Consider the following 13,671-nt stretch of genomic DNA (forward strand, 5'->3'; position numbering starts at 1 on the left):
GTAACAGCCGATGAAGTGGTTTCTGTTTCACCGGATCATGGCGCTGCTGCCGGTGCTGTTCGTCGTCTCGCTGGTGGTGTTCTGCCTGGTGCATCTCGCGCCGGGCGATCCGGTGATGGTGATCCTCGGCAACGACGCCAGCCCGCAGGATATCGCCACCCTGCGCCAGCAGATGGGCCTCGACCGGCCGCTGCTGGTGCAGTTTGTCCGCTGGTTCGGCGCGGTACTCTCCGGCGATCTGGGCCACTCGCTGTTTCTTAACGCCAGCGTCAGCGAGCTGTTTTTGCAGCATCTGGCCCCGACGCTGGCGCTGGCGCTCTATGCCCAGGCGATTGCGCTGGTGCTCGGCCTGGCGAGCGGGGTCATCAGCGCCTGGCAGCACGGGCGCTTTGCCGATCGGGCGATCCGCGCTCTGGCAACCTTTGGCATGTCGGTACCCGGCTTTCTGCTCGGCCTGTTTCTGATCTTCTTTTTCGCCGTGCAGCTGCGCTGGTTCCCGGTGGTGGGCTACCGCTCCACCAATGACGACTGGCTGCAAAACGTCTGGTATCTGACGTTGCCCGCCATCGCGCTGGGGTTTCGCATTGCGGCGCTCATCTCCCGCATGACCCGCGCCGTGATGCTCGACGTGTTGCAGGAGAACTTCATCAACACCGCCCGGGCAAAAGGGGTGCCGGAGCGCACGGTGCTGCTGCGCCATACCCTGAAGAACGCCCTGATCCCGGTCCTGACCATCTGCGGAGAGTCCTTTGCCTCGCTGGTGACCGGGACCATCGTCATTGAGAGCGTGTTTGGTATTCCCGGCGTCGGCTCGCTGATCGTCGACTCCATCGAGCGGCGTGACTTCACCGTGATCCAGGGCGTCGTGCTGCTGATCACCGTCTGCTACGTGCTGATTAACCTGGCGGTGGACGTGCTGAGCTACGTGGTCGATCCGCGCCTGTCCGTCGAGGGAGGGGAAGGTGTATGAAAAATCGTAAGCTGCTGCTGTGGTGCGGCGTGCTGGCCGCCATTGTGCTGCTCTCGTTCTGCAGCAGCCTGTTTAGCCCGTGGGATGCCTACAGCATCGATCCGCTGAGCCGCCTGAAAGCGCCCAGCGCCGCCCACTGGTTCGGCACGGATAACTTTGGCCGGGATCTCTTCGTGCGCGTGGCGCTGGCGGTGCGCGTCTCGCTGAGCGTCGGCGCGGCGGTGGCGCTGATTGCCGGGGCTGTCGGCATGGTTATCGGCCTGCTGTGCGCCTGGTATCGGCCGCTGGACCGCATCCTGATGCGCGTCTGCGACGGGCTGTTTGCCTTTCCGTCACTGCTGCTGGCGATTGCCATCGTCGGCGTGCTCGGCCCCAACGTGGCGAACGTGGTGCTGGCCCTGTCGCTGGTCTACGTCCCGTCCATCGCCCGGGTGATCCGCGGCGCGGCGATGGTAGTGAAAGAGAAAAACTTTATCGAAGCGCTGCGCGCCCAGGGGGCGACGTCAGGACGCATCGTCTGGCTGCATCTGCTGCCCAACGTCATCTCCCCGCTGATTGTGCAGGTGACGTGGGTCTTTTCGGTAGCCATTCTGACCGAGGCGGCGCTGAGCTTTCTCGGCTCTGGCGTGCCTGCCCCGACGCCGAGCCTCGGCAACCTGCTGCTGGAGGGAAAAGCAGTGATCTTTACCGCCTGGTGGATGACCTTCTTCCCTGGCATCGCCATCGTGCTACTGATTCTGGCCCTCAATATTGTCGGTGACGATCTGCGCGACAGCGCCGAGCCGGGCCTCAGACCGCTGCCCAGGCGCGTGCTGCGCCTGTTGAAAAAGGGAGAAGAGCATGGTTAATCCACCGCCATTGCTTAGCGTGAATAATCTGCGGGTCAACTTTGCCACGCCGCAGGGCGTGGTCTCCCCGGTGCGCGGGGTCTCCTTTACGCTTCATCAGCAGGAGACGCTGGGCATTATCGGCGAATCCGGCTGCGGTAAAAGCGTGACCGCCCAGGCGCTGATGGGCCTGCTCTCTCCGCGTACCAGCCGCACCGACGGCGAGGTAACCCTCAACGGCGCGCGGCTGGATACGCTCTCCACAAGAGCGAAGCGCCAGCGCTGCGGGCGCGATATGGCGATGATCTTTCAGGATCCGCTCTCCAGCCTGAACCCGGTCTTTACCATTGGTTTTCAGATCGACGAAAGCCTGAAGCTGCATACGTCGCTGGATCGTTCCGCACGGCGGGAGAAGATCCTTAGCCTGCTGGCACAGGTGGGGATCGCCGATCCGGCGCGCTGCGTGAACGCTTATCCCCACGAGCTCTCCGGCGGCATGCGCCAGCGGGTGATGATCGCCATCGCTATCGCCAGCGCCCCCTCGCTGCTGATTGCCGATGAGCCGACTACCGCTCTCGACGCCACGATCCAGGCGCAAATTCTGCGCCTGCTGGAGGCGATCAAGCAGCAGTCGGCGATGGGGATCGTGATTATTACCCACGATCTCAGCGTCGTGGCACAGCTGTGCCAGCGAGTGGTGGTGCTCTACGCCGGAGAGGTGGTAGAGGAGTGCGACGTCAGCACGCTGTTCCATCGCCCGCGTCACCCCTATACCCAGGCGCTGCTGGCCGCGCGACCGTCGCAGGATCGCGCCCCGAAAACCCGGCTGGCGGAGATCCGCGGCAGCGTGCCGCCCCTTAACGCGCTGCCGGTGGGCTGCACCTTTGCCGATCGCTGCCCGCTGGCGACGGAGGCCTGCCGCAGCCAGCCGCCCGCGCTGCGCGCTATCGACAGCCGCACGCACCAGGTGCGCTGCTGGCGGGCCGAAGAGACGGGAGTCAATGTATGAGCCAGCCCCTGTTAACCGTAGAGCATCTGTCGAAAACCTTTTCCCGTCGCGGGCACACCGTCCAGGCGGTGCAGGATGTGAGTTTTACCCTCAACGCCGGTGAGACCTACGCCCTCGTAGGCGAGTCCGGTAGCGGTAAGAGCACCACCGGCCGCGCGATTCTGGGCTTGACTCCGGCCTCCGGCGGGCGGGTAGAGTTTGCCGGACATTCGCTGCTCGACCTCAATCCCCGCCGGTGGCGGGAGATGCGCAGATCGATCCAGATGATTTTTCAGGATCCGCTCTCGACGCTGGATCCCAAGCGCACGGTGGGTTACTCCATTGAGGAGCCGCTGATCATTCACGGGGAAAAGGATGCGGCGCTGCGCAAAAAGGCGGTTGCCGCGATGCTGACGCAGGTGGGGCTAGGGGCGCACGACGCCGGACGTTATCCCCACGAGTTTTCCGGCGGCCAGCGCCAGCGCATCGGCATTGCCCGGGCGCTGATCCTGCGGCCAAAGCTGATTATCTGCGACGAGCCGGTATCGGCCCTGGATGTCTCTATCCAGTCGCAGATCCTCAACCTGCTGATGGATCTGCAACGTGAGTATGGTCTGGCCTACCTGTTCATCTCCCACGATCTTAATGTCGTGCGCCACATCGCCGATCGGGTGGGGGTGATGTATCAGGGTCGCATCGTGGAGGAGGGACCCTGTCTGGATCTCTTCGCCCGCCCGCAGCACGCGTATACCCGCTATCTGCTGGACGCCATTCTGCCCGCCCATCCGCCGGAAAAAAGCGCGCTGGTCACGGCCAGGACGTAACGGGAAGGGACGCTGAGGGGCGTCGTGGGGTATAATGGCCCGGACAGACCCTTTTAACCTCGACCGAGTACCCTTCATGAGTGAAATGATTTATGGCATCCACGCGGTGCAGGCACTGCTGGAACGCGCCCCGGAGCGTTTTCAGGACGTTTATATTCTGAAAGGACGTGAAGATAAACGTCTGATGCCGCTGATCCATGCCCTGGAAGCCCAGGGCGTGACTATCCAGGTGGCGAGCCGCCAGTTTATGGATGAAAAAAGCGAAGGCGCGGTGCACCAGGGGATCATTGCACGGGTGAAACCGGGGCGTCAGTATCAGGAGAACGATCTGCCGGATCTGATCGCCAGCCTCGATCGCCCCTTCTTCCTGATCCTCGACGGCGTAACCGATCCGCATAACCTCGGGGCCTGCCTGCGCAGCGCCGACGCCGCTGGCGTCCATGCGGTGATCGTCCCGAAAGATCGTTCGGCCCAGCTTAACGCTACCGCGAAAAAAGTGGCCAGCGGCGCCGCAGAGAACGTGCCGCTGATCCGCGTGACCAACCTGGCGCGTACCATGCGTCTGCTGCAGGAAGAGAACATCTGGATTGTCGGCACCGCGGGCGAAGCGGATCACACCCTGTTCCAGAGCAAAATGACCGGCCCGATGGCGCTGGTGATGGGCGCAGAGGGCGAAGGCATGCGTCGCCTGACCCGCGAGCACTGCGACGAGCTGATCAGCATCCCGATGGCGGGCAGCGTCTCCTCGCTAAACGTCTCCGTTGCAACGGGCATCTGCCTGTTTGAAGCCGTCCGCCAGCGCGGCTAATTCGGCTTGCAGTTTACTGCCGCTATGTCGGGTGGCGCTTTGCTTACCCGACCTACGGGATCGTGCCTGGTCTTTAACCTAACCACCCTGCGGGGTGGTTTTTTGTGACCGCGTCTGCGGCTGAAAAATTCTCCCTGTGCATACTTAGGACATTGCCATTGAACAAGGGAGAGAGTATGCGCTGGCAAACCCACACCGTCTTCAATCAACCCATTCCGCTCAACAACAGCAACCTATTTCTTTCCGATGCCTCGCTGCGCGACGCCGTTGCCCGTGAAGGGGCCAGTTGGGACGCCGAGCTGCTGGCCAGCATCGGACAACAGCTTGGTACGGCAGAGTCGCTGGAGCTGGGGCGGCTGGCGAATGCCAATCCTCCGGAGCTGTTGCGCTACGATCCCACCGGCGAGCGGCTGGACGACGTGCGCTTCCATCCGGCGTGGCATCTGCTGATGCAGGGGCTGTGCGCCAACCGCGTTCACAACCTCGCCTGGGAGGAGGAGGCCCGCGCCGGGGCGTTTGTCGCCCGCGCGGCGCGCTTTGTCCTCCACGCCCAGGTCGAGGCGGGCACCCTTTGTCCCGTCACCATGACCTTTGCCGCCACGCCGCTGCTTCAGCAGGCGCTGCCCGCCACGTTTCAGGAGTGGTTCAAACCGCTGCTCAGCGATCGCTATGACGCCCATCTGGCCCCCGGCGGGCAGAAGCGTGGCCTGCTGATCGGCATGGGGATGACGGAGAAGCAGGGCGGTTCGGATGTGCTCAGCAACACCACCCGGGCAGAGCCGCTGGAACGCAAAGGCAGCGGCGAGGCCTATCGGCTGGTGGGTCACAAGTGGTTTTTCTCCGTGCCGCAGAGCGATGCCCATCTGGTACTGGCTCAGGCAAAAGGCGGACTCTCCTGCTTCTTTGTGCCGCGCTTTCTGCCCGACGGCACGCGCAACGCCCTGCGCCTTGAGCGCCTGAAAGATAAGCTCGGCAACCGCTCCAACGCCAGCAGCGAGGTGGAGTTTTTAGACGCCACCGGTTGGCTGCTGGGGGAGGAGGGGGACGGTATTCGGCAGATCCTGAAGATGGGCGGCCTGACGCGTCTCGACTGTGCCCTGGGCAGCCACGGCCTGATGCGCCGGGCCTTCTCCGTTGCGCTCTACCATGCTCATCAGCGGCAGGCGTTTGGCAAACATCTGGTCGATCAGCCTCTGATGCGTGACGTGCTCTCCCGCATGGCGCTGCAGTTAGAGGGGCAGACGGCGTTTCTGTTCCGCCTGGCGCGAGCGTGGGAGAGCCGGGAGAGCGTGCAGGAGACGCTGTGGGCGCGCCTGTTTACGCCGGTGGCGAAGTACGCGGTGTGCAAGGCAGGCACGCCTTTTGTTGCCGAGGCGATGGAGGTGCTGGGCGGCACGGGCTACTGTGAGGATAACGAGCTGCCGCGCCTCTATCGGGAGATGCCGGTCAACAGCATCTGGGAGGGATCGGGCAATATTATGTGCTTAGACGTGATGCGAGTGCTGGGCAAGCAGCCCGGCGTGATGGATCTGCTGAGCGATACCTTTGGCGAGGTGAAAGGCCAGGATCGTCATCTCGATCGCGCCTGGCGACGGCTTCAGCAGCGGTTGCACCGCCCGCAAGAGGCGCAGGCCCGGGAGATTACCCAGCAGCTCTACCTGCTGGCGGCCGGAGCGGAGATGCTGCGCCACGCCTCACCCCCAATTGCCCAGGCCTGGTGTCAGACCATGCTGGATACCCGCGGCGGCGCGCTGCTTAGCGCTCAGGTACAAAATGACCTGCTGCTGCGCGCCACGGGCGGGATGGGTTAAAGGCGGAACAGGCTGACCAGCTGCTTCAGGTGCGCGCCTTTTTCCCGTAGGGTCTGGGCCGTCTCTTCGCTGCGGGAGACGCGTTCGGCGTTGACGTGCGTCGCATCGCCAATGTGGGTCATCGCCAGGTTCACCTGGTTAATCCCTGCCGACTGCTCGCGGGAGGCGTGGTTAATCTCCGTCACCAGCTGGTTGATGTTGTCCATGTGGTCAATGATTGACGTCATGGCCTGACGCGTCTGCTCAGAGAGCGTGTGCCCTTCGGTGACCTTTTGCAGGGTATCGTCGATGAGCGCCTCAATCTCTTTCACGGCGTTGGCGCTGCGGGCGGCAAGGGCGCGAACCTCCTGGGCCACCACGGCAAAGCCCTTGCCATGCTCACCGGCGCGGGCAGCCTCAACCGCGGCGTTAAGGGCGAGAATATTGGTCTGGAAGGCAATGGATTCAATCACCTGAGTGATATCTGCAATGCGCTGGGAGGCGCTGCGGATATCGCTCATGGTCGCTACCGCACGTCCTACCGTCTGCCCGCCGCTCTGCACCGCCTGCGAGGTTTCGTTCACCAGATGTTGCGTCTGCTCCATGCTGGCGGCGTTTTGCTGCACGGTGGCGGCCAGCTGCTCCATGCTGGCAGAGGTCTCCTCCACGCTGCTCGCCTGCTTGTTGATCTGATCGCTGATTTCGCTGCTGTCTGCCGCCAGCGCGTTGGTGGCGAAGTGGATATCGCCCGCCGCCTCGCGAACCTGATGCACCATGTTCTGCAGGCCGTTGCCGATACCGTTGATAGCGTGGATCAGCTGGCCTACCTCATCCTGGCGCGTCGAGGTGAGAGAGGCGCGTAGATCCCCGGAGGCGTAGGTCTGGGCAAGGGCTGTGACCTCGCGCAGCGGGCGGGTCAGCCAGAGGCGGGTGATGATGACAAACAGCGCGGCAAAGAGCAGGGAGACCAGCGCGCCGGCAATCAGAAACTGGTTGCGCAGACGGGTCACATCCTGCAGCAGCACGGCTTTGTCCACCTCGCCAACAATCGTCCAGTTCCAGCCCGGCAGGGCGGTCCAGGAGACCAGCAGCGTACGGCCATCCTGAGTTTTACGCTCCAGCGTGCCGGAGGCCAGGGTCAACAGCTGCTGTTCAGCCTCTTCGCCCCACTGCGGACGCTGGCCCTCTTCGCGGGAGTGGAACAGCCAGGTACCGTAGCTTTTACCGGCGCTGCGGTTCAGAACGAAGAAGTGTCCGCTCTCGCCCAGTCGACGCTGGAGGATCTTGTCACGCATGATGTCCCAGGAGCGGGTGATATCTACGCCAACAAAGAGGATGGCGATGGTTTTACCGCTGGCGTCCTTCACCGGCTGATACTGGGTGATATAGCGCTTGCCAAACAGCAGCGCGAGTCCGCGATAGATATCGCCGCGCAGCACGGGTGCCAGCGCCGGGCTGGCGCTGTCCAGCTGGGTACCGATGGCGCGCTCGCCGTTCTCCTTGCGCAGGGAGGTTGCTACACGCACAAAGCTGTCGCCATTGCGCACGAACAGCGTGGCAATCGAGCCGGTGCGCTGGAAGAAGTCGTCCGGTATCGCGTTATTTTCGTGCAGCTCTGTCTCGCCGCCCTTCAGTAGGGGAACGGTGAGGCCGTTGATGGTACGGGTCTGTGTCCCGTCGAGAGAGACTGGCTGGGGAATAAAGGTGTTGAACTGGCGGGTATAGCGCTCGACCTCGTCGCTGAGGCTGCTGCTAAACATTTCGACCATATCGGCCACGCCGGTAGCCTGGTTATGCAGATCTTCAATCGCCAGCGCTTCAAGCTGCTGGCTTGCCTTGTGGCTCATCAGAGAAGTAAACAGCAGGAAAAGTGCCGCGACGCTGATACCTGTCAGCAACGAAAGCTTTGTGCCTAAACCAGCACGTTGAATAAGAGCGTTCATAGAGTGTCCGTTGCCCGAGAAGTGTGGCTCGTTCAACGGCAGTTACGCGCTAATATTTAGCAAATCTGTGTAACAAAATGTTACGAAAATGTATTGGCACACTTACATTATGGTAATTAAAACGCAACAGAAAAGGTAGCCACCGTTTTTAGGGGGCGCAGCACAGAATGTAGCCAGGGCCAACCACCTCAGGCGTAGAGGATCGCCTGTGCCTGCCAACTATTAGCGCTCTGTACCTCATCCATTTTGATGATGCGGTACCAGGAGGCACCCTGTTCGTCGGCTTTCAGGGCAATGGCACGCTCTACATCCTGTACGCTGCCGGAGACATTGCTCACGGAAATAAGGCCAATCTCATTCAGACCCGTCACGCAGTCAGCGCTGGCAAACTCCGCAGATTGCGCGGTGGTGCTCACCAGACCAACGGAGAGCAGCAGTGAAGTTAAAGCAAGAGATCGTTTCATAAATCCGCTCCTTTTACATGTTCCTGACCGACCCTGAATGATTGTAAGTGGGAAAAAGTCTACGGACGCAAAGCAGTGTAAATATCCTTTAAAAAACAATGCATCGTTACTGACGATAGAGAATAGCCTGTCCATATCGCTGGCCAGGAACGATGGTTTCGTCATCCAAAAGGATGAGATAGTAATCAGCCTTCATGGCCGCTGCTTTGGCTTTAATTTCCGACTCGACGTCCATCGGCGATCCACGCACCATGACGCTAATCGTTTGCATCTTTTGCAGACCCGCCGTCTGGTTGCGGCTGATCTCCTGCGGCTGGTCGCTCACTGGCGGCGCGGGATGCGGCGTACTTTGCAGCATGCTACAGCCGCTGAGGCTCAGCGCTAAAAAAAGCGGTGTGAATCGATGCATAGCGTTTCTCTTATTTCCCGATAGCCCTGGCCCGTTAGCCATAGTGTAGTGCTTCCTTTAATAACCTTATGGAGAATGTTCCCATTTTGCTAGCTCTCGCGCTATTTTCCGCTGTAAATAATGCGAAAGCGTAATGTACTTCTCACTGTTTTCTTGTACGCGTAACGGCAGCGGCTTGCGTAGTGCAGGGGGACGTGGCATACCAAAGGCTTTATCAGGAGATCGTCATGATTGAACTTGAGACGCGCCAGCTGGCAGGCATTGAGATCCTGCACGCGACACCCGCCGGAAAATGTGCCGTGCCCCTGCCCACCGTGATCTTTTACCACGGCTTTGGATCATCAAAGCTGGTCTACAGCTACTTCGCTGTTGCGCTGGCACAGGCAGGTTTTCGGGTCGTGATGCCCGACGCCCGCGCCCACGGATCGCGCTTTAACGGTGACGAGCAGGCGCGGCTGGGCCAGTTCTGGCAGATTTTGAAGAGCAACTTTCTTGAGTTTCCGGCCCTGCGGGATGCGCTGGTGAGCGAGGGCTGGGTTGCGCAAGGACGTCTGGCGGTGGGCGGCGCATCGATGGGGGGCATGACGGCACTTGGCCTGATGACGCATCATCCGGAACTGGTCTGCGTCGCCAGCCTGATGGGCTCGGGCTACTTTACCTCGCTTTCCCGGACGCTGTTCCCACCGCAGGCAGAGACGGCCGCTGAGCTGAACGAAATTATCGCCCCGCTGGCGGAATGGGACGTAGAAGGACATCTGGCGCAGCTTGCCTCCCGCCCGCTGCTGCTCTGGCACGGTGAAGAGGATGACGTCGTCCCGGCGGCAGAATCGCACCGCCTGCATAGCGCGCTACAGGATGCCGACCTGCATCAGCATCTTACCTGCCGCTGGGAGGCGGGGGTTCGCCATCGGATCACCCCGGCGGCGCTGGAAGCGGCGGTGGCGTTCTTTAACGCGCATCTTTAAACGCGCATTACCTTAACGCCCTGCGCCTCAAGCTGCTTAACGATCTCCGGGCTGGCCTGTTTGCCGGTGATCACGATATCGATCTGGTCAGCGCGGCTAAAGAGCATCCCGGCGCGCTCGCCGACCTTGCTGCTATCCACCAGCACGACCAGCTTGCCAACCACGTTAAGCATCTTCTGCTCTGCCATCGCCGTCAGCATGTCGGTTTTATAGAGGCCGTCGGCGGTCAGGCCGATGCCGCTGGTAAACATCCAGTGCCCGGCGTAGAGGCTGTTTTCACTGCCCTGTGGGCTGAGAGTAATGGACTGGCTCTTATTATACTGCCCGCCTATTATCACTACGCTCTCATGCTCCTGATCGATCAGGTAGTTCGCCAGCGGCAGATAGTTAGTGATGATCTGCACCGGCCTGCCGCATATCTCACGGCCCAGCAAAAAGGCCGTTGAGCCGCAGTTGATCACCACGCTTTCGCCAGGGTTGACCAGCAGCGCGGCCGCTTTGGCAATACGCACCTTCTCATCCAGATGCTGTGCCTGGTGGATGTTCATTGGCGACCAGCGCGGCCGCTGCTGGCTGATCGCCTCCGCGCCGTTGCGCACCTTTTTCAGCCTGCCGCTCTCATCAAGCTTGTTAATGTCGCGACGCGCCGTGGCGGGGGAGACGCCAAGCCGGTCGATGACCTGCTCCACGGTCACAAATCCGGTCTGGGCCAGCTGCTCGAGTAAAATTTGATGTCGTTGCGCTTCCGTCATGAGCTATGCCGATTAAACATGATTTTTTACGATACTATTTGAAATAGCCGTGAATTACTAAGAGTACAGGTAAAAAGTGCCGGCCTGACCGGCACGCTCTGCACTTTACAGGAAGGATTTAAACGGCAGATCCGGCTCGCAGGTAAAGCAGTCGTCAAACCCACGCGGGAAGTGAAACTCCAGGTTGTCCTTGTCCAGCGGCCAGGTGAACTTGCCGCCCGGCTGCCAGATAAACGGCTTAAAGCCATACTTCAGGCGATCTTTTTTCATCTCCCACAGAACGCGGATCTCCTGCGGGTCGGCCTGGAAGTTTGACCAGATATCGTGATGGAATGGAATGACCACGTTGGTATTCAGCGCCTCCGCCATGCGCAGGATATCGGCGCTGGTCATTTTATCGGTAATGCCGCGTGGGTTCTCGCCGTAGGATCCCAGCGCCACGTCTATCTGATACTCATTGCCGTGCTTCGCATAGTAGTTGGAGTAGTGCGAGTCGCCGCTGTGGTACAGGGAGCCGCCGGGCGTTTTGAACAGATAGTTTACGGCGCGCAGATCCATCCCGTCCGGCAGCACGCCCGCGGCTTTTTGATCCGCCGGCAGGGTGATCAACGCCGTGCGGTCGAAGGCGTCCAGGGCGTGGATCTCGATATCCTTCACCGTCACTACGTCACCGGGCTTCACGACGATGCAGCGCTCGCGCGGTACGCCCCAGCCGACCCACAGATCGACGCAGGTCTGCGGCCCAATAAAGGGCACGTCGCTGGCGCAGTTCTGCATCACGGCGGCGGCAACGTTAACGTCAATATGATCGTTGTGATCGTGGGTGGCCAGCACGGCGTCGATCTCGCGGATCGCAAAAGGATCGAGCACAAACGGGGTGGTGCGCAGGTTGGGCTGGAGCTTTTTCACCCCCGCCATGCGCTGCATCTGGTGGCCGGTTTTCATCAGCGGGTTGCCGTGGCTCTGCTTGCCCGTGCCGCACCAGAGATCGACGCAGACGTTGGTACCCCCCTCTGATTTGAGCCAGATCCCGGTGCAGCCCAGCCACCACATGGCAAAGGTGCCGGGGGCGACGCGCTCCTGTTCAATCTCTTCATTCAGCCAGCTTCCCCACTCCGGAAAGGTACTCAGGATCCAGGATTCACGGGTAATGGTCTCCACTTTACTCATCGCGCTGCTCCTTACAGGTAGTCAATATAAATCATAATGTGATTACTTTTGATTTATGCTGTCACCGTTTTATCAGTAATGCAATGGGGAAATGTGGGTTAAGCGATACGTTAGCAAAGATAGAGACAGCCCTTACCTTGCTGGACATAAAGTTATTTTTATTTAATTTATTGATAATAATCCACTTTAATTACATACATCTATTACCGTATGTAATGTAGGGAAATAAATTGCGCGACGCATCACAAATAATCATATTCAATCTTTTTGTGATTATTTTTGATGGTTAGAGTAGTGGGCACATCCTGTGGCGGGTCGTAAGGCCCGAGGCACTCATTTATGGAGAGCGTTATGGAGACCCTCTACACCATCTTTACCGTGTTCTTTAACCAGGTCATGACCAACGCACCGCTGCTGCTGGGCATTGTGACATGCCTTGGGTATATCCTGTTGCGTAAGAGTGTGAGCGTTATCGTCAAGGGCACGATCAAGACGATCATCGGCTTTATGCTGTTACAGGCTGGATCCGGGATCCTCACCGGCACCTTTAAGCCGGTGGTGGCCAAAATGTCAGAAGTCTACGGCATCAACGGCGCTATCTCTGATACCTACGCCTCCATGATGGCGACCATCGATCGCATGGGGGATGCCTACAGCTGGGTGGGCTATGCGGTGCTGCTGGCGCTGGCGCTGAATATTGTTTACGTCCTGCTGCGGCGCATCACCGGTATCCGCACCATCATGCTTACTGGCCACATCATGTTTCAGCAGGCGGGCCTGATCGCGGTGTTCTTCTATATCCTCGGCTACCCGATGTGGACCACTATTATCTGTACCGCCGTGCTGGTCTCTCTCTATTGGGGGATCACCTCCAACATGATGTTCAAACCCACTCAGGAAGTGACTGAAAACAGCGGCTTTTCAATTGGTCACCAGCAGCAGTTTGCCTCCTGGATCGCTTATAAGCTTGCGCCATACCTTGGAAAAAAAGAGGAGAGCGTAGAGGAGCTAAACCTCCCCGGCTGGCTGAATATCTTTCATGACAACATCGTCTCGACGGCGATTGTGATGACGGTTTTCTTTGGGGCCATCCTCGTCTCCTTCGGCCTCGATACCGTGCAGGCGATGGCAGGTAAAACCCACTGGACCATCTATATCCTGCAGACCGGCTTCCAGTTCGCCGTCGCCATTTTCATCATCGTGCAGGGTGTGCGTATGTTCGTCGCCGAGCTGTCAGAAGCCTTTAACGGCATCTCCCAGCGGCTGATCCCCGGCGCGGTGCTGGCTATCGACTGCGCAGCTATCTACAGCTTTGCCCCCAACGCCGTGGTCTGGGGCTTTATGTGGGGCACGGTTGGCCAGCTGCTGGCGGTAGGGATCCTCATCGCCTGCGGCTCCTCCATCCTGATTATTCCCGGTTTTATCCCGATGTTCTTCTCCAACGCCACCATTGGCGTATTTGCTAACCACTTCGGCGGCTGGCGTGCGGCGCTCAAGATCTGCCTGGTGATGGGGATGATTGAGATCTTTGGCTGCGTCTGGGCCATCAAGCTCACCGGCATGAGTGCCTGGATGGGAATGGCGGACTGGTCGATTCTGGCCCCACCGATGATGCAGGGCATGACGCTGGGGCTGTGGTTTATGGGCGTTATCATCCTGATTGCGCTGGTCTATATGGTCTTCGCCGGGCGCACGCTGCGCGCGGAAGAGGATGCGGAAAACGAGCTGGCAGAGCGTTCTGCCCATTAAGAGGAGTGAAGT

At 60.0% G+C, this 13,671-nt stretch carries 13 protein-coding genes; 8 read left to right on the plus strand and 5 right to left on the minus strand.

Going from position 1 to position 13,671, the window contains the following annotated elements; translation table 11 throughout:
* Nucleotides 1-10: 10 nt before the first annotated feature.
* The 6 genes from RTX96_RS19345 to RTX96_RS19370 all read left to right on the plus strand — a co-directional run bounded on the left by RTX96_RS19345 (nucleotide 11) and on the right by RTX96_RS19370 (nucleotide 6,228).
* Entirely contained in the window at nucleotides 11-970 is a 960-nt protein-coding gene (locus RTX96_RS19345; protein WP_312671830.1) for an ABC transporter permease, read from the plus strand.
* Nucleotides 967-1,818 (plus strand): ABC transporter permease, encoded by an 852-nt coding sequence (locus RTX96_RS19350; protein WP_312671831.1) that lies wholly within the window; start codon nucleotides 967-969, stop codon nucleotides 1,816-1,818. Before RTX96_RS19345 ends, RTX96_RS19350 begins: the two co-directional genes overlap by 4 nt.
* Complete coding sequence (locus tag RTX96_RS19355; RefSeq protein WP_312671832.1) at nucleotides 1,811-2,806, plus strand: ABC transporter ATP-binding protein; 996 nt, start codon at nucleotides 1,811-1,813, stop codon at nucleotides 2,804-2,806. The genes RTX96_RS19350 and RTX96_RS19355 overlap by 8 nt, the downstream gene beginning before the upstream one ends.
* A complete protein-coding gene (locus RTX96_RS19360; protein WP_312671833.1) occupies nucleotides 2,803-3,609 on the plus strand; it encodes an ATP-binding cassette domain-containing protein in 807 nt (268 codons plus the stop codon). Before RTX96_RS19355 ends, RTX96_RS19360 begins: the two co-directional genes overlap by 4 nt.
* An 85-nt stretch (nucleotides 3,610-3,694) precedes the next feature.
* Nucleotides 3,695-4,417, plus strand: coding sequence for a 23S rRNA (guanosine(2251)-2'-O)-methyltransferase RlmB (rlmB, locus tag RTX96_RS19365; protein WP_268109384.1), 723 nt, complete (start codon nucleotides 3,695-3,697; stop codon nucleotides 4,415-4,417).
* Between the two features lie 176 nt (nucleotides 4,418-4,593).
* The gene (locus RTX96_RS19370) at nucleotides 4,594-6,228 is read left to right on the plus strand and encodes an isovaleryl-CoA dehydrogenase (RefSeq protein WP_312671834.1); all 1,635 of its coding nucleotides are present in this window, start codon (nucleotides 4,594-4,596) and stop codon (nucleotides 6,226-6,228) included.
* Here RTX96_RS19370 and RTX96_RS19375 read toward each other — a convergent pair.
* The 3 genes from RTX96_RS19375 to bsmA all read right to left on the minus strand — a co-directional run bounded on the left by RTX96_RS19375 (nucleotide 6,225) and on the right by bsmA (nucleotide 9,023).
* Nucleotides 6,225-8,150, minus strand: coding sequence for a Cache 3/Cache 2 fusion domain-containing protein (locus RTX96_RS19375; RefSeq protein WP_312671835.1), 1,926 nt, complete (start codon nucleotides 8,148-8,150; stop codon nucleotides 6,225-6,227). The genes RTX96_RS19370 and RTX96_RS19375 overlap by 4 nt on opposite strands.
* A 188-nt stretch (nucleotides 8,151-8,338) precedes the next feature.
* Nucleotides 8,339-8,614 carry a DUF1471 family protease activator YjfN gene (gene yjfN / locus RTX96_RS19380; protein WP_042388511.1) on the minus strand — a complete coding sequence of 92 codons (276 nt, stop codon included), beginning with the start codon at nucleotides 8,612-8,614 and terminating at the stop codon, nucleotides 8,339-8,341.
* A 106-nt stretch (nucleotides 8,615-8,720) separates the two neighbouring features.
* Nucleotides 8,721-9,023 carry a biofilm peroxide resistance protein BsmA gene (gene bsmA / locus RTX96_RS19385; protein WP_103818622.1) on the minus strand — a complete coding sequence of 101 codons (303 nt, stop codon included), beginning with the start codon at nucleotides 9,021-9,023 and terminating at the stop codon, nucleotides 8,721-8,723.
* 227 nt (nucleotides 9,024-9,250) lie between these two features.
* Here bsmA and yjfP point away from each other — a divergent pair, with 227 nt between their 5' ends.
* Nucleotides 9,251-9,988 (plus strand): esterase, encoded by a 738-nt coding sequence (yjfP, locus tag RTX96_RS19390; RefSeq protein WP_312671836.1) that lies wholly within the window; start codon nucleotides 9,251-9,253, stop codon nucleotides 9,986-9,988.
* On the opposite strand, the gene ulaR is transcribed toward yjfP, so the two are convergent.
* A complete protein-coding gene (gene ulaR / locus RTX96_RS19395) occupies nucleotides 9,985-10,740 on the minus strand; it encodes an HTH-type transcriptional regulator UlaR (protein WP_312671837.1) in 756 nt (251 codons plus the stop codon). The genes yjfP and ulaR overlap by 4 nt on opposite strands.
* Nucleotides 10,741-10,845: 105 nt before the next feature.
* Nucleotides 10,846-11,910, minus strand: a complete 1,065-nt coding sequence (ulaG, locus tag RTX96_RS19400) for an L-ascorbate 6-phosphate lactonase (protein WP_103818619.1) — start codon at nucleotides 11,908-11,910, stop codon at nucleotides 10,846-10,848.
* A 351-nt stretch (nucleotides 11,911-12,261) separates the two neighbouring features.
* Here ulaG and ulaA point away from each other — a divergent pair, with 351 nt between their 5' ends.
* Nucleotides 12,262-13,659 (plus strand): PTS ascorbate transporter subunit IIC, encoded by a 1,398-nt coding sequence (gene ulaA / locus RTX96_RS19405; RefSeq protein WP_103818618.1) that lies wholly within the window; start codon nucleotides 12,262-12,264, stop codon nucleotides 13,657-13,659.
* Nucleotides 13,660-13,671: the final 12 nt, after the last annotated feature.

Source organism: Pseudescherichia sp. (assembly GCF_032052675.1).
Classification (GTDB): domain Bacteria; phylum Pseudomonadota; class Gammaproteobacteria; order Enterobacterales; family Enterobacteriaceae; genus Pseudescherichia.